19 protein-coding genes are annotated in these 20,052 nt (G+C 36.9%); 5 read left to right on the forward strand and 14 right to left on the reverse strand.

All coding sequences use genetic code 11. From position 1 onward, the window contains the following. Positions 1 to 134 precede the first annotated feature (134 nt). Positions 135 to 959 carry a S1 RNA-binding domain-containing protein gene (locus CRS_RS04175; RefSeq protein ID WP_142722836.1) on the forward strand — a complete coding sequence of 275 codons (825 nt, stop codon included), beginning with the start codon at positions 135 to 137 and terminating at the stop codon, positions 957 to 959. Between the two features lie 30 nt (positions 960 to 989). On the opposite strand, the gene CRS_RS04180 is transcribed toward CRS_RS04175, so the two are convergent. Then, the gene (locus CRS_RS04180; protein WP_142722837.1) at positions 990 to 4,898 is read right to left on the reverse strand and encodes a T9SS type B sorting domain-containing protein; all 3,909 of its coding nucleotides are present in this window, start codon (positions 4,896 to 4,898) and stop codon (positions 990 to 992) included. 178 nt (positions 4,899 to 5,076) lie between these two features. On the opposite strand from CRS_RS04180, the gene CRS_RS04185 reads away from it, so the two are divergent. The 4 genes from CRS_RS04185 to CRS_RS04200 all read left to right on the forward strand — a co-directional run bounded on the left by CRS_RS04185 (position 5,077) and on the right by CRS_RS04200 (position 11,387). After that, a complete protein-coding gene (locus CRS_RS04185; protein ID WP_142722838.1) occupies positions 5,077 to 5,670 on the forward strand; it encodes a TetR/AcrR family transcriptional regulator in 594 nt (197 codons plus the stop codon). Between the two features lie 85 nt (positions 5,671 to 5,755). Further along, positions 5,756 to 7,123 carry a TolC family protein gene (locus CRS_RS04190; protein ID WP_142722839.1) on the forward strand — a complete coding sequence of 456 codons (1,368 nt, stop codon included), beginning with the start codon at positions 5,756 to 5,758 and terminating at the stop codon, positions 7,121 to 7,123. Between the two features lie 6 nt (positions 7,124 to 7,129). Next, positions 7,130 to 8,191 (forward strand): efflux RND transporter periplasmic adaptor subunit, encoded by a 1,062-nt coding sequence (locus CRS_RS04195; protein WP_142722840.1) that lies wholly within the window; start codon positions 7,130 to 7,132, stop codon positions 8,189 to 8,191. A gap of 7 nt (positions 8,192 to 8,198) precedes the next feature. Further along, positions 8,199 to 11,387 carry an efflux RND transporter permease subunit gene (locus CRS_RS04200; protein WP_142722841.1) on the forward strand — a complete coding sequence of 1,063 codons (3,189 nt, stop codon included), beginning with the start codon at positions 8,199 to 8,201 and terminating at the stop codon, positions 11,385 to 11,387. 290 nt (positions 11,388 to 11,677) lie between these two features. Here the strand turns inward: CRS_RS04200 and CRS_RS04205 are convergent, their stop codons facing one another. From CRS_RS04205 to CRS_RS04265, 13 genes are all read right to left on the reverse strand, one after another. Continuing rightward, entirely contained in the window at positions 11,678 to 12,124 is a 447-nt protein-coding gene (locus CRS_RS04205; protein WP_142722842.1) for a KTSC domain-containing protein, read from the reverse strand. Positions 12,125 to 12,221: 97 nt separating this feature from the next. Beyond that, positions 12,222 to 12,623 (reverse strand): hypothetical protein, encoded by a 402-nt coding sequence (locus tag CRS_RS04210; RefSeq protein WP_142722843.1) that lies wholly within the window; start codon positions 12,621 to 12,623, stop codon positions 12,222 to 12,224. Between the two features lie 37 nt (positions 12,624 to 12,660). Beyond that, positions 12,661 to 13,206, reverse strand: a complete 546-nt coding sequence (locus CRS_RS04215) for a hypothetical protein (protein WP_142722844.1) — start codon at positions 13,204 to 13,206, stop codon at positions 12,661 to 12,663. A 116-nt stretch (positions 13,207 to 13,322) separates the two neighbouring features. Further along, positions 13,323 to 14,087 carry a hypothetical protein gene (locus CRS_RS04220; protein WP_142722845.1) on the reverse strand — a complete coding sequence of 255 codons (765 nt, stop codon included), beginning with the start codon at positions 14,085 to 14,087 and terminating at the stop codon, positions 13,323 to 13,325. Positions 14,088 to 14,479: 392 nt separating this feature from the next. Continuing rightward, the gene (locus tag CRS_RS04225) at positions 14,480 to 14,860 is read right to left on the reverse strand and encodes a VOC family protein (RefSeq protein WP_142722846.1); all 381 of its coding nucleotides are present in this window, start codon (positions 14,858 to 14,860) and stop codon (positions 14,480 to 14,482) included. Positions 14,861 to 14,893: 33 nt separating this feature from the next. After that, positions 14,894 to 15,352 carry a DUF2750 domain-containing protein gene (locus CRS_RS04230; RefSeq protein WP_142722847.1) on the reverse strand — a complete coding sequence of 153 codons (459 nt, stop codon included), beginning with the start codon at positions 15,350 to 15,352 and terminating at the stop codon, positions 14,894 to 14,896. Positions 15,353 to 15,494: 142 nt separating this feature from the next. Beyond that, the gene (nudK, locus tag CRS_RS04235) at positions 15,495 to 16,076 is read right to left on the reverse strand and encodes a GDP-mannose pyrophosphatase NudK (RefSeq protein WP_142722848.1); all 582 of its coding nucleotides are present in this window, start codon (positions 16,074 to 16,076) and stop codon (positions 15,495 to 15,497) included. Next, a complete protein-coding gene (locus CRS_RS04240) occupies positions 16,063 to 16,422 on the reverse strand; it encodes a DUF4406 domain-containing protein (RefSeq protein ID WP_142722849.1) in 360 nt (119 codons plus the stop codon). Before CRS_RS04240 ends, nudK begins: the two co-directional genes overlap by 14 nt. A gap of 51 nt (positions 16,423 to 16,473) precedes the next feature. Then, on the reverse strand, positions 16,474 to 17,067 hold the full coding sequence (locus CRS_RS04245) for a Crp/Fnr family transcriptional regulator (RefSeq protein ID WP_142722850.1): 594 nt from the start codon (positions 17,065 to 17,067) through the stop codon (positions 16,474 to 16,476). Between the two features lie 5 nt (positions 17,068 to 17,072). Continuing rightward, positions 17,073 to 17,978, reverse strand: coding sequence for a TIGR01777 family oxidoreductase (locus tag CRS_RS04250; protein ID WP_142722851.1), 906 nt, complete (start codon positions 17,976 to 17,978; stop codon positions 17,073 to 17,075). Positions 17,979 to 18,001: 23 nt separating this feature from the next. Further along, positions 18,002 to 18,346, reverse strand: a complete 345-nt coding sequence (locus tag CRS_RS04255) for a hypothetical protein (RefSeq protein WP_142722852.1) — start codon at positions 18,344 to 18,346, stop codon at positions 18,002 to 18,004. A gap of 5 nt (positions 18,347 to 18,351) precedes the next feature. Then, entirely contained in the window at positions 18,352 to 18,945 is a 594-nt protein-coding gene (locus tag CRS_RS04260) for an HPP family protein (protein ID WP_142722853.1), read from the reverse strand. Continuing rightward, on the reverse strand, positions 18,946 to 19,851 hold the full coding sequence (locus CRS_RS04265) for an arginase family protein (RefSeq protein WP_142722854.1): 906 nt from the start codon (positions 19,849 to 19,851) through the stop codon (positions 18,946 to 18,948). Between the last annotated feature and the right edge of the window lie 201 nt (positions 19,852 to 20,052).

Consider the following 20,052-nt stretch of genomic DNA (forward strand, 5'->3'; position numbering starts at 1 on the left):
TCGTTTTTTTATTCAAATATACAGGTTTTACAAGCTTTATTAAAGGCCAAGGCAGGGTATCAAAAGATTATAATGGGATTGACTAGGTTGGCATCTTCAAATTTCCGTACCTTTGTCAGCTAATTTTATCATCAATGCAACTCGGAAAAACTCAGACTTTAACAATTTCAGAAAAAATTAATTCAGGATGGATCCTCGTGGACGAATCAGGTGAGAAAGCTTTTTTGCCTAAAATCTTCATTCAGGAAGAAAAAGAAACAGGCGAAGAGGTTGAGGTTTTTGTATACCAGGATGACGATAAATTAAAAGCAACTACTGAAATTCCTTTGGCTGAAGTGGGAGAATTTGCAGTAATGAGCTGCGTACAGAGCCTTCCAAGCGGAGCTTTTATGGACTGGGGAATCATTAAAGACTTATTCATTCCTTACAAGCAGCAGAAAACCAAAATCATCGAAGGAAAAAGATATCTGGTCTATATTTATGTAGATGAAGATATGGAACTGATCACCGGAACCACAAAATTCAAAAGAAACCCTCAGTATGATGAACTTCCGTTCAAAAAAGGTGACAAAGTAGATCTGATTATGATGAATGAAAGTGAGTTGGGCTGGAATGTGATCATCAACAAAAAATATATCGGCTTGATCTATGCTTCAGACGTTTTCAAAAAGCTGTATCCCCTGTCAGAAGAAAAAGGATACATCAAAACAATACGTGAGGACGGAAAAATAGACGTTTCTTTACAGCCGGAAGGTTTTGAGAATATTGACGAATTCAAACAGAAAATTCTGGACAGACTGGAAGAAAACTACGGACTCCTGTATGTGTCTGATAAATCTTCTCCTGAAGAGATCAAGGACGAACTTCAGATGAGTAAGAAAAACTTCAAAAAAGCGATCGGAGGGCTTTATAAAGATAAGATCATCGATATACTGGATGATAAAATCAAATTATTATAAAAAAACGAGCAGAAATTTCTGCTCGTTTTTTTATCGGTTCTTGATCAGAAGCCATCCGTTGTAGATTCTTCCATCAGAAACTTTTATGGTATACCAGTAATTTCCGGTAGAAATAGGCTGGGAATCATATTTTCCGTCCCATTGGAAAGGTCTGTGTTTAATGGTTTCCTTATAGATTACTGCACCCCTTCGGTCATATAAACTGATTTCCGTTCCCGGATAGTTTTCTAATCCTGCGATTCTCCAGGTGTCATTAATTCCATCACCGTTAGGACTTATTGCATTAGGAATATTGAAAATTGAGAAGTTTTTCTGTCCAATAATACATCCGGATTTTGTTCTTACATACACCGTATATTCTCCCATGTTCAAATGAGTGAAGATATTAGAATCCTGCCATGTAAAATTATCTAAAGAAAACTCATAGTTTCCGCCCTGTGAAAGCATAACTGTAGCTGTATTGTTCGTAATATTCACAGAAACAATATGGGCTAAAACGGAGTAACTCACCTGAGCAGAGCTTGTGTTTTCACATCCAAAGATATTAGTCACTTTCACAGTATAAGTTCCCGGAGTGGTTACGGTGATTGTAGGGGTTGTTGCTCCTGTATTCCACTCATAAGATTTAAATCCAGGTCCTGCATCCAGAATTACAGATTTTCCTTCGCAGAAATCAAGCTTATCAGGAAGCTGAACAAAAGGTTTTGGATTAAGGGTAAGGTTTAATCTTATCACCTTAAAACATCCGTCAGGAGTGGTTACTTTTACAAGAATGAGTGTTGTTCCTACGTTTAAAATATAGGCTGAGAGATTGGATATAGCATTTCCTGCAGCATCTGTGTAAGTGAAAATATAAGAACCCGGGCTATTAATAATACTTCCTTCATAAGAGTGAAGATTAATGATCATAAAATTTGAAGTTGTAGTATTACACTGTACCTGTGTAATATCTTTTGCAGGCACATTATCTGTGGATAGAGTTACTGTAATCGCCAGTTTTTCAGATTCACAATTGTTTAATGTCTGCGTTACAAAATACGTTTGTCCATTGACAAGAAGTGTTGTCATTGGGATCACATTTCCTGCAGCATCATAAAATTTAAGTGAAGTTCCTGTTACGACAATTTTTTCCAGGGTAGGGTTGGCCGAAGCACAGAAATCCTGATTCGCATTTGCTGTCGGTTTAGCAGTTGTATTTACTGTTGCCTGGATAGCAGTTTTATTACTTTCACACCCGTTAATGGTCTTAGATGCATAATACGTCTGCCCATTGATAAGAGCAGTTGTTGATGGCAGAATATTTCCTGCAGCATCATACCATTTGATATTCTGGCCTGTGATCTGAATGTCAGAGATCTTTGGATTATTGGTGGCACAGAAGGTTTGTTGGGTGTTTGTGGTTGTTGGAACAGCAGGAGAGACTACAATTATATTCTGATTTTGAGTCACAGTATTTCCGTTTCCATCGTTATAGGTCCAATGGATGATATAGTTTCCTGGGATGGAATAGGATAAAGGATCTGTTGTTGTTGCTGTAACAGTTCCTGCACAGTTATCTGTTGCAGTAGGAAACCCCGTAATTGTCGTATGACAGTCCCCTGTAATATCAGCCAGAGTAGTAATATTGGGAATAGGAGCGATATTGTCACCCACAACAACGTTTACTGTGAAAGTACCATCACAGGCGCCGGATCCTGAGACCTGGCATGTATATGCACCGGCATTGGCTGCTGTTGCATTGGGTATTGTTGGGTTTTGCTGATTGGAAGTAAAACCATTAGGCCCTGTCCAGTTATATATTGTTCCTCCTGTCGCGCTCAGCTGAAGCATACCGTTAGGGCATACGGGAGAATTAGACGTCACAACAGCAGTTGAAGTGCAGTCCTGAAACTTAGCGATAAAAATGTCGTTTCCGCCTCCTGGTGATTGTTGAAAAGTTCCTGGTGTAGCAATGCCGGAGGTATTTCCGCCTGACATTCCGGCAAGGTAAATAGCGCCGTCATTATCTTTTGTAACTTCACTTTGTTGTGTGGCTCCATTTCCGGTATAATAAGTTCCCCATTCTTTTACATCATTCTGGTTATATTTAATTAGGAATGAAGAAATATACATTGCAGGTATTCCCATATAGGCTCCTGGGGTTGATATGTCTGGTTGTCCGCTTGAATGCAGTCCGGTAAAGAAAACGTTTCCGGAAACGTCGGGATATGCTAATAGCTGGGGTTCACCTGTGAAATTGAAATAATTTTTTGTAATAGTATTGTTGGCCAGGTTTACCCTCCAGATGCCGGGTTGTCCCAAAGGAAAAGCGGACGTAGAATATTTCCCTGGCAAAATTAGAGTATTATTTACAATCCTTGCTTTCCATATAAGTTCTGATCCTGCATTGCCATAATAGCTTGAACGCAGGATGGTATTGCCTGATTTTGAAAGCTGTATATAGAGTCCGTCTGATTCACCGCCTTTTACAGGTTGAAAAGCATTAACCATAGGAATTGTTGAAGATTGCGTAGCACCAATGATTTCAAGATTGTTATTCGAAGAGAAAATCTGAAAAACTGAAGTGGAACCATCGCTGCTCCCCAAATAAGTTGCCCAGTCAACACTACCGCTTGTTGAATTTAAAGATGCTAAAATTCCATCTGTGTATCCGATAGGAGTAGACTTTGCAGGTTGCATAGCGTTAACAGTAGGGAAATCAGCGCTAAAGGAATGCCCTCCAATATAGACGTGGTTTTGATTATACGAAACTGAATAAAGCTCACTTTGTCTGGTAGAAACGAACTCTTTTTGAAAAGCAAGGCCGCCATTACTATTAAATTTTACTAAAATAATATTTTCATTATATGGCCCTCTCTGAACTCTTCCTCCAGCATAAATGTTAAAGCTTTCATCAAAATCTACATCGCCAAAAACATCTGTCATTCCAAAGCCATAATAAGTTCCCCAAAGTTTTTGCCCATTTTTTGTGAGTTTCATCAGAAATGCATCAAGTCCGCCGGCAACATTTTGCTGATAAGTTCCGCTAGTAGCAAAGTTTGTCGTACTATTTGTGGTTCCAAATAAATAACCGGTACTCTCAATATCTGTTTTGATCCTGCCATAATCATCACCAAATCCTCCCGCATAGCTTCCCCATATTCTTGTGGGTACAGGATCTATAATCATTATTTTATCAGAAGTATTTAATGGGGTGTTAAACCCGAAAGTCTGATCACCAAGATCTTTAAAAGAAACATCAATGCTTGTTTTTGTATTTCCCAAAATCCAGCTGTTAGGAATATTTTCGTGCATTTCCCCAAAACGAACATTCATAGCTAGTTTTCCATCTTTTATCAAAGTAGGGGCACCGTTAAATTTCATTTTAATATCTGAAATTTTTCCACCAGGATTGATGATGAAGTTATATTCAATGGGTTTTAATGTATCATTGGGTTTGAAGAATACCAAATCAATATGAGGATATATATTCTTATAGATGATTTTTTGATATCGGTGAACATTCGTAATACCTTTTGAGTTTTCCGGTAGATTATAATAATTTTCGTAATCAGGTGATTTCCCTTCAGGTAAAATAGTAACTTTTTTATTTGAATTGATAAGCTCAATGTCTATTCTGTGAATCAATTTTTCATAAATGTACTGATCTATATCAGATGGCGTTGGAGTTGGAACTGTATTTTTTGTTTTTTTTGAAAAATCAGGATTTAAGGTTTTCTTAGTTTCATAAATATCATAAGAAAAACCATTAGAACGCAGCTGTACATTCAGGCCATTAGAGTGAAAAAGATATTTCACATCATTATTTTCTTTGCCATTCTGATCTATAATTTGCCCCCTGTTTTCATAAAAGTGATAGAAATTGTTTTTAGAAATCTTCTTCTGTGAAAATAGAAGTGCTATGCTCAAAATGGAGAACAGCGAAAGAATTTTCTTCATCGGTTATTAATTTTTGCGGCAAAGATATAAAAATAGACTTCTTGTTAAATAATAAGTAATCGTAAACTTTGATGCAGGAATATGACGGATGTCATAACTTTTTTGTTTAATTTTTTTGTTTAACAATTTTGTCAAAAATAATTTTTAATATAAATTTGCACAAATTTGTTTAACAAAAATGTCAAATCAAGCAAAAAAAGACCAAACACAGGAATTGATCAAGGAGACAGCGAAGAATTTGTTCTTTGTGAAAGGAAAATTTGATGCTACTACGCAGGAGATCGCAGATGAAGCAGGAGTGAACAGGACCCTTATTAATTATTATTTCCGTTCGAGGGATAAGCTTATTCAGATCATCTTTGATGAAGCACAAAGAGTAGAACAGGAAAAGTCGAAGATTATTCAGGATTCTGATCTGCCTTTTAAAGAAAAGATCGGTAAATTCATAGAAAGCAGTCTTTCTACAAGTCTTCAGTATCCGTATCTGGAAACCTATATTGTATCACAGATTAATAAAGGGACTGGCCATCACAGGGAAATTGAGGAAGATATCCTGAATGAAATGTATCGTGATATCGAAAAAGAAATGGAGTTGGGAAATATAGAAAAAATGGAACCGGTTCAGTTCATTCTGAATATGGTCTCACTGTTGGTATTTCCAAGTGCTATACGCCCATTATTGATGGAGAATCTGTTAATTAATGATGAGGAATATGATAGGATTATTTCTGAACGAAAAGAGATTATTATCAATATGTTGTTTAAAAACTAAAAAAACTAAAGTATTTCTGATAGTGATTCGTCAAATAGAAATAAATAATGAATGATTAAATAAAAAATAAACGAAGTATAAAATTATGAATAGAAAACGTATAACTGCTACAAAGCTAAAAATTGGGATAGCTTCAGCATTTATGATTTTCGGCTTTTCATTGGTGTCCGCCCAGCAGCAGGTTTCCCTGCAGGAAGCAATCAAACAGGCACTCCAGAATAAGGCAGAAGCTAAGAAAGCTGCTTTACAGGTTAAAAAAGCCGAATACAAGATTGATGAAGCCAGGGCTGGTGCTTTGCCCCAGATCAGTGCAACAATAAGCAATACTTACAATCCTATTTTACAGAAATCTGTTCTTCCCGGAGAGGTTTTGGGAAGACCAGGAGAGCTTATTCCGGTTGCTTTTGGAACAAAATGGCAATCTGTAAATGTAGTAACACTTAATCAGAATATATTTGATCAGAGAGTTTTCATCGGTCTTAAGGCGGCAAAATCAACAAGAGAATTTTATCTTTTAAATTCCGAATTGACAAATGAACAGATCATTGAAAATGTTGCTACAGCTTACTATCAGGTATTTGTTCAGGAGGAGAATCTTAAAACGGTAGAAGAAAGCTATGCTAATACAGAAAGGGTAAGGAATGTAATCAAAAGTTTGGTGGATAATGGCTTGGCAAAGCCAATCGATTTGGACCGTACCAACGTTCAGCTTACCAATATAGGTTCTAATAAGCAACAACTGATCAATGCTGTTGAGGTTTCAAAGAATTCATTGAAGTTTTATATGGGAGTTCCCATTGATACGGCTATTGAGCTTGAAGAGAAAACAATTGTACCGAATCCTCAATTGCTGGATACCAATGTGAATCTGGAGACCCGATCTGAATTAAAAGTTTTAAATAAACAAAAAGAACTTCTGGAATATAATAAAAAGGCAACAATTGCCAATCTTTACCCTACTGTAGGCCTTTCTGCCAACTATGGCTGGCAGGGTTTAGGAAATAAATTTCCTTATACTTCAGGATCAAGCCAGGGCACCAATTGGGGAGATTATGCTTCTGTTGGGCTGGCAATTAAAATTCCGATTTTTATGGGAGGATCTACTAAAGCCCAGATTCAACAGTCTGAAATTGACATCCAGGATTTAGATCAGGATATCCAAAATAAAAAACTGAACCTAAGCTTAGATTATAAAAATGCAATTTCCAATATGGAAAATGCAATCATCAATATTCAGAGCATGAAAGATAATGTGGACCTGGCAGAAAAAGTGCAGAAAAATACCCAGTCTAACTATCAGTATGGTTTAGCAACACTTACTGAAGTATTGGATACTGAAAACGCTCTTACACAGGCCAAACAGAATTATGCAAATGCATTGCTGGATTATAAGCAGGCTGAAATTAAGGTCATCAAAGCAAAAGGAGAGTTAAACACATTACAAAACCCATAATAAACAATGAAAAAAACTTTAATATATATCATCGTAGCAGCTGTACTGGTAGGTTTGGCCGCTTATAAGATTGCAGGTAACAAAGAAAAGCAGACTCAGGAAGTGAAAGAGGTTGCCAAGCAGGTAGATAAAATCAACGTTAATATTGTAACCGTTACAAGAGAAAATATTGATACAGACTACTCAGCTAACGGAACTTTCATTCCTAAGCAGGAAATGAACCAGTCTTCGGAGATCTCAGGACGTATCGTAAACGTTTTGGTAAAAGAAGGTTCAAGAGTAGGTGCAGGCCAGGTTCTGGCAACCATCAAAAGAGATGCTATCGAAGTAGATGTTACCCAGGCTCAGAATAACCTGCAGAATGCTATTATTGATAACCAGCGCTATGAAAACGCATACAAAACAGGCGGAGTTACAAAACAACAGCTTGATAACTCAAGATTACAGCTTAAGAATGCTCAGGCTGCAGTAAAAGCTCAGGGTGTAAAAGTAAATGATACAAGCATCCGTGCAGGAATCAGCGGTACGATTAACAAGAAAATGGTTGAGCCGGGAACCGTTGTTTCACCGGGGACAGCAATGTTTGAAATTGTTAATATCAACAGCTTAAAACTTTCTGTTTTAGTAGATGAAAGCCAGATCGGAAAAATTCAGTTAGGTCAGGAAGTTCCTATTAAAGTAAACGTTTTACCTGAAGATTCCTTCGTAGGAAGAATTACATTTATTGCTCCTAAGAGTGATGCTTCTTTGAATTTCCCTGTTGAAATCGAAGTTCAGAACAAAGGGAACCTTAAAGCCGGTATGTATGCAACGGCTAAATTCAGTACCAACAACGGTGCAGAAACTCAGAATATGCTGACCGTTCCTGCCGAAGCGTTTGTAAATGGAGTAAGCTCAGGACAATTATTCGTTGTTCAGAATGGTGTTGCAAAATTGATCAAAGTAACCATCGGAAAAGTTTACGGAGATAAAGTTCAGGTTTTAAGTGGATTGAATGGTGGAGAGCAGGTGGTAACCAGTGGACAGATCAACCTGGACAACGGATCTAAAGTAAACATTATAAAGTAGAACGTTTATGAAGTTAGCAGAAATATCGATTAAAAGACCCTCGCTGGTAATTGTATTATTTACAATTCTGACGCTGGGAGGTATCCTGAGTTATACGCTCATGGGATACGAATTGATTCCGAAGTTTGAAACCAATATGGTAACGATTTCTACGGTGTATCCTGGAGCTTCACCTGCAGAGGTGGAAACATCCGTGACCCGAAAGATTGAAGATGCCGTAGGTTCCCTGGAAAACGTTAAAAAAGTAGAATCTTCTTCATACGAAAGTCTATCTGTAATCATGGTTCAGCTTAATGATGGTGCTGATGTAGACTATGCCCTGAACGATGCTCAGAGAAAGGTAAATGCCATTCTTGCAGATCTTCCGGATGATGTGAAAGCACCTTCTCTGAATAAATTCTCCTTAGATGATTTACCGATTATCACCATGAGTATTTCATCTGATAAACTGAATAGTAAGGATCTTTATGACTTATTAGATAAAAAGATTGAACCTATTTTCTCCCGTGTAAACGGTGTGGCTCAGGTTGATCTTGTGGGTGGACAGGAGAGAGAAATTCAGGTGAATCTTGATGAGAAAAAATTACAGGGGTACGGGCTTTCAATAGGAGACGTACAACAGTCAATCCTATCATCAAACCTTGACTTCCCTACAGGGAGTCTGAAAACAAGAACTACAAAATCTACGATCAGATTATCTGGTAAATATAAATCGGTTGCGGAAATGAATAATCTGGTAGTTTCCAATAAAAACGGAGCCCAGGTACGTTTATCTGATATCGCCACTGTTTTTGACTCTCAGAAAGATGTGGAAAAAGTAGCTAGATTCAATCAGTTTCCGACCATCCTGATGCAGGTTAAAAAACAATCTGATGCGAATGCGGTATCAGTATCTGAAAGTGTTCAGAAAACCATTAAAACAGTAGAGGAGGCTTATAAAGTTCAGGGTGTAAAAGTAAAAGTAGTAAACGATACAACAGACTTTACCCTTGAATCTGCAAACCACGTTATTTTCGACTTATTCCTGGCGATTATTCTCGTGGCAATTGTAATGCTATTATTCCTTCACAGTATCAGAAACGCATTTATTGTAATGGTTTCTATCCCGGCTTCACTGGTAGCGGCGTTTATTGGAATGAACCTGATGGGATATACCCTGAACCTGATGAGCTTACTGGGGCTGTCGCTCGTGGTAGGTATCCTGGTGGATGATGCGATCGTGGTACTGGAAAACATTTACCGTCACATGGAGATGGGGAAAAGTAAAATCAGAGCGGCTTATGACGGAGCTTCGGAGATCGGATTTACCGTTGCTGCGATTACATTGGTAATTGTCGTAGTATTCTTGCCAATTGCAATGAGTTCAGGTTTGGTTGCCAATATTCTTGGACAGTTCTGTGTTACTGTAGTTATTGCAACATTGTTATCATTATTAGCTTCATTTACCATTATCCCCTGGTTATCATCAAGATTCGGTAAGCTGGAACATTTGACAGGGAAAAACTGGTTTGAAAAATTCATTCTTTGGTTTGAAGGCTTAATTGATAAGTTTACGCACTGGATTACTGGTATCCTTGAATGGTGTCTTAAAACCACATTAAGAAGAATTTCAACTGTAGTGATCACATTCATTATTTTATTGAGTTCATTCATGCTGGTAGCATTCGGATTCATTGGAGGTGAATTCTTCCCGCCAATCGACCGTGGTCAGTTCCTGGTACAAATGGAGCTGTCAAAAGATGCCACTGTTGAAAAAACAAACCAATTGACATTAGATGTTGAGAAGTTTCTGAGAAATGATAAAGATGTTGTAGACCTTATTACAACAGTTGGACAGCAGTCGACAGGTTTTGGTGGTGCTCAGGCAACAACTTACCAGTCTGAGGTTCAGGTGAACTTAACTGATAAATCTGAACGTTCTGAAAGTACCAATATCAAAGCTGCGAAAATAAAAAGACAGCTGGAAGAGAAATTCACAGGAGTTGAATTCAAAACAGCTCCAATCGGTATTTTAGGTGCTGAGAATGCTCCAATCGAAATGGTAGTAACAGGTCCGGATAATGCAACCGCAGTAAAAGAAGCAACAAGAATCTTGGAGCTATTGAAAAAGGTACCTGGAGCTGTAGATGCTGAATTATCAACAGATACGGGTAGCCCGGAAGTTCAGGTAAGTATTGACAGAGATAAAATGGCTTCTTTGGGGCTAAATCTTTCAAGTGTAGGACAGACCATGCAGACTGCATTCAACGGAAATACTGATGGTAAGTTCAGAGCCGGAGAATATGAATATGATATCAATATCCGTTTCGGAGATGTGAACAGACAATCTATTGATGATGTTAAAAACCTTATGTTTACAAACCCTCAGGGACAGCAGGTTCGTCTGAGTCAGTTTGCCGATGTGAAAATGGGGTCAGGACCAAGCTTACTGGAACGTAGAGATAAATCTCCTTCTGTAAAAGTAAGAGCGAAAGCAGTAGGTAGACCAGTAGGGGATGTGGCTAATGAATGGGCAGACCAGTTCATGAAGAGCGACAAAAAACCTGTAGGAGTTGATTATATCTGGAGTGGTGATATGGAGAACCAACAGGAAGGTTTCGGTACCTTAGGAATTGCTTTACTGGCAGCTATCGTATTGGTATACCTGGTAATGGTTTCACTGTATGACAGTTTCGTATATCCTTTTGTAGTATTGTTCTCAATTCCGTTAGCGATGATCGGGGTAATGGTGATTCTTGCTTTAACAGCCAACTCACTGAATATCTTTACTATGTTGGGTATGATCATGTTGATTGGTCTGGTAGCGAAGAATGCAATCCTTATCGTTGACTTTACGAATGCGAGAAAAGCGGCAGGGGCCAATACTCACGATGCCCTGGTACAGGCTAACCACGCTCGTCTTCGTCCTATCCTGATGACTACCATTGCGATGATCTTTGGTATGTTACCAATCGCATTGGCAAGTGGGGCAGGAGCAGAATTTAACAAAGGTCTTGCATGGGTAGTAATCGGTGGTTTGACATCATCACTATTCCTTACATTGATCATTGTACCGGTAGTATATTCATTATTTGACTCTCTTTTAAGAAGAATGGGACAACATAAGAAAGTGGACTACGAAGCTGAAATGAAAGCAGATTATGTACACAGAGAACTGAATGAAGACGGATTTACTCCTAAGCATTTGGATAAATAAATTAAACCTTTAATTAATCTAAAAGCCGTATCATTTTTGATGCGGCTTTTTTGTTGGTCAATGATGAAAGATTGATGTCATAGATTTTGGCTAAAGCTGTTGAATGACATTTGTAATTCTAAATGAGCTAAAGCCCATTTCTATTGATGATTATTTTACATAAAGAAAATATTCAATAGGAGTGGGCTTTAGCCCGCTTGATTCTATAACATTCATTATTCGGCTTTAGCCAAAACATAAAAAAGCTTCCAGTTTTACTGGAAGCTCTTATATATTGTAATGTAAAAAAATTAATCTGCCATAGCCTCTCCGGACTTTCTATAAACGAAGTTTCCGTAGATGTGTCTTCTTGCAAAACGGCTTGGGGAATCAGCATTGATCATTTTGATATAGGTATTTCTTGGAACTCCCATATATTCATATATATTTCCGTTCAGATGCTGAACGGTCAAAATTGATTTTTCAAGATAAAAATCCTGAATGTTAGACTTTGTAATGGTTTCTGTATACTCTTCTTTATACTTTTCCTGGGTTTCCGGGTTAATGCTTACCAGAAAATGGTAGGCCTCAATCACAGACTTACTTTTTTCTTCAGCTTCAATTTTTCCTGCCTCGTCATTAATAAATTTATCAGGATGGGTATCTTTCATCACATTTCTGTAAATGGTCTTTAATTCTTTTAAAGTAACATTTTTATCTACTCCAAGAAGCGTCCTGTGCTCACCAATTTTTTTCATAACTATGATCCTTATTTTCGGGGTGCAAAATTATGGATTTAAATCTGATAAATCATAACTTATTCATTATTAATTTATTTGAATGTTTTGTCTTTTCTTATTCGTTTTTAAAATATGGTACAACCGTTCTATTTTGCAATACAAAATAATAATTATTCCCATTCTTTACGAGAATACCGTTTTCTGATATCCAGTCGTAATCACTCTCTAAGGATTGGCCGTCATTATAAAGGATATTATATTTTTCCCCATTTTTATAAATACCAAACTTTTCATTATAATGAAAGAAAGGAGAGATATTTGCAATGCAGAGCTTATCGCTTTTCATCATAAACTGTCCTTTATTGCTGTAATAATACCATATTCCATCTTTCTTTAACGGAATGAGATTAAGGTATCCTTTTCTGCTTTCAGAAAACTCCACCGTTGATTCTTCAAACTCAGGCGGAACCCTAAACGTTCCATCATTATCTGCAATTCCGAGTCTATTATTTTTCATTGCCAGAAAAGTATTTTCAGAAAGAACCCTGATTTTATTAAATTCTCCTTTTTTGACATTGTTTTTTTTTTAAGATATACGTATTCTCTTTAGTTTTTTCGAAAGGAAAAGAGTATTTTACCGGCTCACCAGGTACTTTAAGTGGGAACGAAGGGATACAACCTTGAATAACCCCTTCGTAAAAGTAAAAAAATAAAGATTCTGTATAGTTTTTATCTGTAATATAATTAAACTTAACATATGCTTTAGAACAATTCAGTAAAGGAAATACCTCATAGATATTTTTCTGTTGCAGTAGATAACTTCCATTCCTGTCTATAGCATTATAGGAATGTGTTTCACTATCAAAAACCAATGCCGATTTACCAGCAAAAGGATATGCCTCTCTGAATTTTTTATTGAAAAGTACTTTCCCTGTTATGATATTAACATATTCAAAAGCTCCGTTTCTGTACATAGGAAAAATACTGTCTTTTTCATGAGACGGTATAATCAGATGCTCTAAAAGATCTCGATTGAAGAGTGGTTTTTCCTGAGCTTTAAGAACAGTTCCTGAAATCAGGAAGAGGTAGAATATTTTCATAGTCACATAGTTGAAGCGTAAAAATAATAAAATAGTTCAGCTTTAAATCAATAAAAAACAGCACTCAGATTGGGTGCTGTCATTATATCTGTAAGGATCAAACCTGTCATTCAGCTTTATGGCTCATCACAGGTTCTTTTTAACTTTGTGAAGATCTTGTCAAAGTCTTTGTAAGAAGTTCCTTCATCATCACGTTTCTGTCTGAAGCTGCTGTTGGCGCAGTTGTGAAAACCAAGACCAATCATGTCTATCAGGGCATAATCTTCTTTCTGAGGATCATTCATCTTTGCATCAAACCTTGCCATTACGCCTTTTGGATCTGCATTGTTTTTGCTTTTAAGTTCAGTATAGGTTCTCCAGGCAGCATACATCTTTTCTCTGTCAGGAGAAGATATTGCATCTATCTGTTCTCTGCAGGTATCATAATATTTACTGCTTTTAAGGGTGGAAGGATCAGAATAAGCAATGATTTCTTCCTTATTCAACTGGTATTCATTTTCAAAAGACTGAATGGTTTCTTCCTGAAGTTTTTTCCACTTTGGAAGGTCAATAACTTTTATGTTGTACAGTTCCTTTTTCTTTTCCTGGTATTGCTTTTCTAGTTCCTCTAAATAAGCTTCTCTGTTTTGACGGATTTCTTCAAGCTGGGAAAGTTTAAAAACGGGACGGGTATCAAATACAACACCGTTGAACTGGTACAAAAGCTTATTCACTCCGTCTATTTCTTCTTTTTTATATTTAGCAGAATCGAAATATCCTCTATTGTCACAATTGAAAGTCTGATAGCTGTACGGTGTCAGATTATTTGTTTTTGCAGGAGTTTTTTGTCCCCATATAGTAATGGATAAGGCTAATGCAAGCCCGATCATCATTTTTTTCATGCGCATAGGTTGTTGAAAGAATCCGAATTTTCTGAATTTCAGTGCAAAATTAAGGCTTTAAATTCAAAATATAAAGAATTAAATAGATTTTCTCAATTGATTTTCTATTTTTTATATAGATTTTGTAGCACGGTTGTCATTTAGTTTTTTTACTTTGCATATCATTGACTCTGAAAACCCTTTACAACAGGCGATAAATGCAGATGAACATCATTACAAAAACAGAATATTAATAATAATCAAGGAAGTTTAAAACAGCTTAAATTGATTGTAACCACAAACGTAAGAATATGCTCAATAACTTTAACCATTAAGATTCAGAAAACGAGATATTACCCATAGTGAAGTTTATTGGAATCTTAATGGTTTATGATATCCTTTATAATGCCAGCTTAGTAATAATTGCTAACTTCAATAAGATTCAGGTCCGGATCACGGAAATATACTGATTTGATTTTTCCTACAGCTCCTGTTCTGTCGACAATACCTTCGATGATGTCCACTTTTTTCTGCTTGAGTTCTTCCATAATCTCAGCAATATCTGTTTCAGCAATAAAACAGAGATCTGCAGAACCACAGGTCGGGCTTTCTGCTTTCGGTTCAAATTCATGTCCTTTCTGATGAAGATTGATTTTCTGTTGTCCAAAAATCAGCGCTTTCCTGTTGTCTCCAAAGGTTACTGCTTCAAATCCCAGGATCCGGGTATAAAATTCAATAGTTGCATCAATGTCTGCAACCGTTAATACAAGATGATCAAGGGTTTTTATTTTCATATTTTTATTTCCAAAAGATTAAACGATCTATCTTTAATTTTCCAAAACTTCTCTGACCTTGTTTTCCATGTCCTCTATATTTTCAAATTTTCTCAGTTCCAGAGACTTTCCTGAAGCTTTAAGTTCCGAAATTATATCCAGGATCAATTCTAATGGCTCAGCCTCATAACCAAACAGATGATTATCAAAATTAGTTCCTGCCAGCAGGCCGTCGTTATTCATTCCCAGACACCAGTTTTCTACAAATTCATTTAGAGAAATAAGAGAGGGTTCGTAGTGTTTCCATTCATTTTCTATGCATGACTTTGCCCTTGCGGCATCAGACCAGAAACAAATGATCTGTACCGATTCACCGTCTTCATATTCTATTTCCGTGGAATAGGAAGTGGCATAACCTTTTTCATCTTTTAAAGCATAAATTATCCCTGTTTCACAGATTTTCTTTATAAAATCTCTATGGCGGTTCTGTACTGTAATATGATCCTGAAGCATTTTATATAATTATGGATTGATAAATTGGCAGCTCTGCAGTTAAAAAATGATGTCTGATTTTTATCCTTTCCCTGTAAGACCTGTAAATATATACATTTTACATATCATCTATCATTGATTAATCATCATTGATATCATGATGTTACATAATTCCTTTTAACCTTAAGTGCTGGAGAAGCATGATGGTTTTAGCATCTCTGATCTCCCCATTGTCAATCATTTTCAGGCTTTCCTCAAAAATGAGCTCCAGAACCTCTATATTTTCACCTTCTTCTTCCAATCCACCTCCATCAGCAATTTTCATTTCATGGGAATATTCTGCAATAAAGAAGTGTAGGATTTCAGTCACAGATCCGGGGGACATATAAGCTTCAAATACCTTTTCAACTTTGGAAATTTTATATCCGGTTTCTTCTTCTGTCTCCCGTTTTATACAGTCTTCGGGATTGTCATCATCCAGAAGTCCTGCACAGGCCTCAGTAAGCATTCCGGTGGCATTTCCGTTAATATAAGTAGGCAGCCTGAACTGTCTGGTCAGAATAACAGTGCCTGACGGTCTGTTATAAAGGAGAATAACGGCCCCGTTTCCCCGGTCATAAGCCTCTCTGCTCTGTATTTCTGAAGTTCCGTCTTTTTTCAGAACCGAAAAAGTAACTTTATTCAAAGTATACCAGTTGTCTGATAAGATTTCTGTTTTAAGGATTGTAATATTAGGATTTTGCATATGGGATATCTTCTATGTTATAATAAATGGGCAGACCTCTTTCCTGTGCAATTTTTACATCCTGGTCAGCCCCTTTTGATGCGCCTTCTATACGAAGAACAGCGTCACATTTTTCCAGAAGGCCATGAGCCACCGGATATTGTATCTCCTGCCACGCTTCATCACCAATTCTGGTACTGCCTGCAAGATGGATCAATGGTAAGGCAACCCATTCACCGATAATGGGAATATGACCTTTTCTGAAAATAGGCAGAGCAACAGATTCAAGATGTTGAAGATTCTGCTGGATCAATTGCGGATCATCGTTTGTTCCGCTTCGGTAAGGGCCTGCAATAAGTATAAGCATGATTTTTTGAGTAAAATAACTGAACTTTCAGGATAAAAAAAATAAGGTAGTTTAAGAGAATCTGTTTTTTTGTTTATTGGATTTGATGAGGCTTAAAAACTCAGGTGTAATGCCTAAATACGATGCAATTTGTTTTTGCTTGATCTGTTTTACGGCTTCGGGATATTTACGAAGAAAATTATAATAACGTTCTTCAGCAGATAATGAAAGATTTTCAATTGTTCTGAGCTGCTCCCTGATATATGCATTCTGCATCATAATCCTGAAAAACCTTTCAAATTTCGGAACATTGAGATAAAGCTGGTCCAGATCATCTTTCTGCAATTGCAGAATACAGCTCTCTTCCAGAGCTTCAATATTAAGCATGGCAGGCTTTTGATTGATAAAACAGTACATATCGGTGATCCACCAATCTGATATTGCAAACATGATCGTAGATTCTTTTCCTGAAGCATCCATATGAAAAGCCCTCAAAATTCCTGACTGAACAAAATTGATTTCTTTGCAGACTTGTTGGTGCTGCAGAATCAATTCTTTTTTCGCTATCTTCTTTTGTTTCAAAAGAGACAGAAAATAAGATTTCTCCTGATTGGTAAGCGAAATATGTCTGGAAATGTTTTTTATAATTAAAAGTTCTTCCTCCATTTCAATTATTTGTGTAATACATCTCTTAAAGCTTCATCCAGATCCGGAAATTTAAAGTGAAACCCTGCCTCCTGAATTTTTTGTGATGAAGCTCTCGAACCTTCCAGGATGGCTGAAGCCAGTTCACCAAATATCAGTTTTAAAACAAATCCGGGAACATTGGGCATCCATAATGGCTTACCAAGTACTTTTGCAATCTTTTTTATAAGTTCTTTATTAGTGGTATGCTGTGGCGAAACAGCGTTATAAGCCCCATCTATGGCAGTGTTTTTTATGGCAAATTCGTAAATGGAACAGATATCGTCAATATGAATCCAGGGCATATACTGTTTTCCATTTCCCAAAGGAGAACCGATATAATATTGAACCGGAGGAACCATTTTCTTCAGAGCTCCGTCTTTTTCGGAGAGCACTACAGCTGTCCGTATTTTGACAACTCTTTCTGCGAGCTCATGTTCTTTAAAATCATCAGCAGCCCTTTCCCATAAAACAACAACTTCACTTAAAAAATCATTGCCAGGCGGATCGGTTTCCACATCAATTTTTTCTGAAGTTTTTGTGCCATAGAAATTAATTCCTGAAGCTGAAATAAAAGATTTTAATTTAATCTTGTTTTTTCTTAATGCGGTGCGAAGTAGTTCCGCAGAATCAACGCGGCTGGAGATCAGCTCTCTTTTTCTTTCCGGTGTCCAGCGTTTTTCCGAAATATTGGCCCCAGCAAGGTGAATGATATGTGAAACATTGTCTAGAGCTGCTTCATCTATACTTCCTTTTCTAATGTCCCATTCATATTCATTTTCACGCTTCTTGTTCCGGGTCAGAAACCTGATTTCATAGTCGTTACCTATTTTTTTGGCCAGTTCTTTGGCAATCATACCACCAGCTCCGGTGATCAGAACAACTTCTTTCATAATAATATAATTTAAGAGGTGGATTATGCCTGGTTTTTTACAATCAGTACAAAGTCATCTTCCAGCATTTTATAACCGTAATCATAAATAAACTTATATTCGGAACCGTTTTTATAGACTTTCAGATTAGTGAAATAGTCAAAATCAAATCCTAAGCCATCCAGCCTGGATTTGAGAATTTTTGTTTTCCCATCTGTGTTGACTTCCATAAGGATGCGGTAATTTTTACGGAGCTTGTTGTTAACATTCCGCATCAGGTTGTTAGAATCCTTATTCTGCTTGTTGTTATAGGCATTTCGGCAGGCATCGTTGCAGAACTTTTTATCAGACCTTCCGATGATTTTTTCGCCACATTCCAGGCAATTCATATTCGTTATTTTAGATGATGGGTGTGTCTTTTCTTTAAAAGTTTTTTAAATCTGCTGTGAGTAGGGTAGCTTCTGTTTGAAGTAATATTATTAAAAAACAGTGCTACAATCAGAAGGATTATACATCCTGAGAGAACCGGAGAGAGCACATACCAATAACCCAATTCAGGAATTTTTCCTGTAGAACTCACAGCAATGAGAGCTGTTGCGCCACCAGGAGGGTGTAATGTCTTCGTATACTGCATCAGCACAATGGAAAATGCAACTGCCAACGGAGCCGAAAGCCATATGATATCTGGAATGAACTGATACACGGTAACCCCTACCAGTGCTGACAGAACATGCCCGCCAACAAGATTTCTGGGTTGTGCCAGCGGACTTTGAATAGCACCATAAATAAGTACACTTGAAGCTCCGAAAGAGCCAATCAGAAAAATGTTTTCAGTTTCAGCCAATGAATGAGACTGGATAAATGCAATAATCCCAATCCCAAAAAATGCACCCAGAAACGACCAGAAATGCTCTTTATAATCAACAAGCGTTTCTTTATAAATTACATATTTTGAAACTCTGAATGTCCTTTTTATAGCCTTCTTCATTTAGTCTTCTTTATTTTTTATAGTTTGAATCAAATACTCTACAAATGGGCGGGTATAGGTTCCCTTTTTATCATAATCCGGATCTAAAATAGTAATTTCTATTCCAAAGCATAATGGATTTTCAAATAACGGCTTCAGCATTTCCCCGAGATTATCATAACTGATTCCGTCTTCCATTCTGCTGTCTACTGCAGGCATGATCTCGTCTTTCAGCACATCTACATCAAGATGAATAAAGAATCCATCGAGACCTTTTTCATTCACCATTTTCAGGAAATTTTCAGCGGTATTTCTGAAACCGTTCTTTCTGAGCTGATAAAGATCATAGTAATGAATGTCCGAATTGATGATCTGGCTTACATATTCTTCATCATCAGTTTCAGCGTTCCCACAACAGAAGATATTTTCTTCCAGTATATAAGGTTTTAAACCATTAATATTAGTCAGTTTTTCAGGCCCGTTTCCCGTAATAATAGCGAGATCCATTCCGGCAGCACCACCTGTTTCGGAAAGTTCCGGTGGAATAAAATCGGTATGCCCATCCAAATAAAAAATGCCAAAATTTCCCAGTTTTTTTAAAGCGATAGCATTTCCAATCAGAATGCTGCAGTCACCCCCCAGGATAATATTGAAGGCATTCTTTTCATAATGGCTTATAATACTGTCAGCTTGTTGTTGAGCATATCCAATGATCTGTTCTGCATTTCTGACCTTTGATTCCTCATCAAATTCCATGGAATATTCCGGAGCATTAAGCCTGAATATATTTTTAGGATTAATTCTGGTATGAAAACCAAACTTTCTGAGCCAGTCCGGAAGTTTTCGAACCCCAGGCTCAGTCTCATGTTCTTTTTTTGTAAGTCCCAGATTGAGAGGAAACTCAAAAATATTGATGTTCCTTTTCATAAAAGAATTTTCACAAAGATACGGAATTATCCGTTTGTAAATGGCTAACTGTGCGATATACAGCTATTTTATTGAAACAAATCCATCTTTAGGATGAAATAAATATTAAATTCTGGAATACAGTAAATTTTACATCTGAAGTCTAAAAACTCAACTCATTTTAGAAACTAATCAAATCTATTTCTTGAAAAGAAAAATAAT

Origin of the sequence: Chryseobacterium sp. ON_d1, assembly GCF_006829085.1 — a bacterium.
Taxonomy (GTDB): Bacteria; Bacteroidota; Bacteroidia; order Flavobacteriales; family Weeksellaceae; genus Chryseobacterium.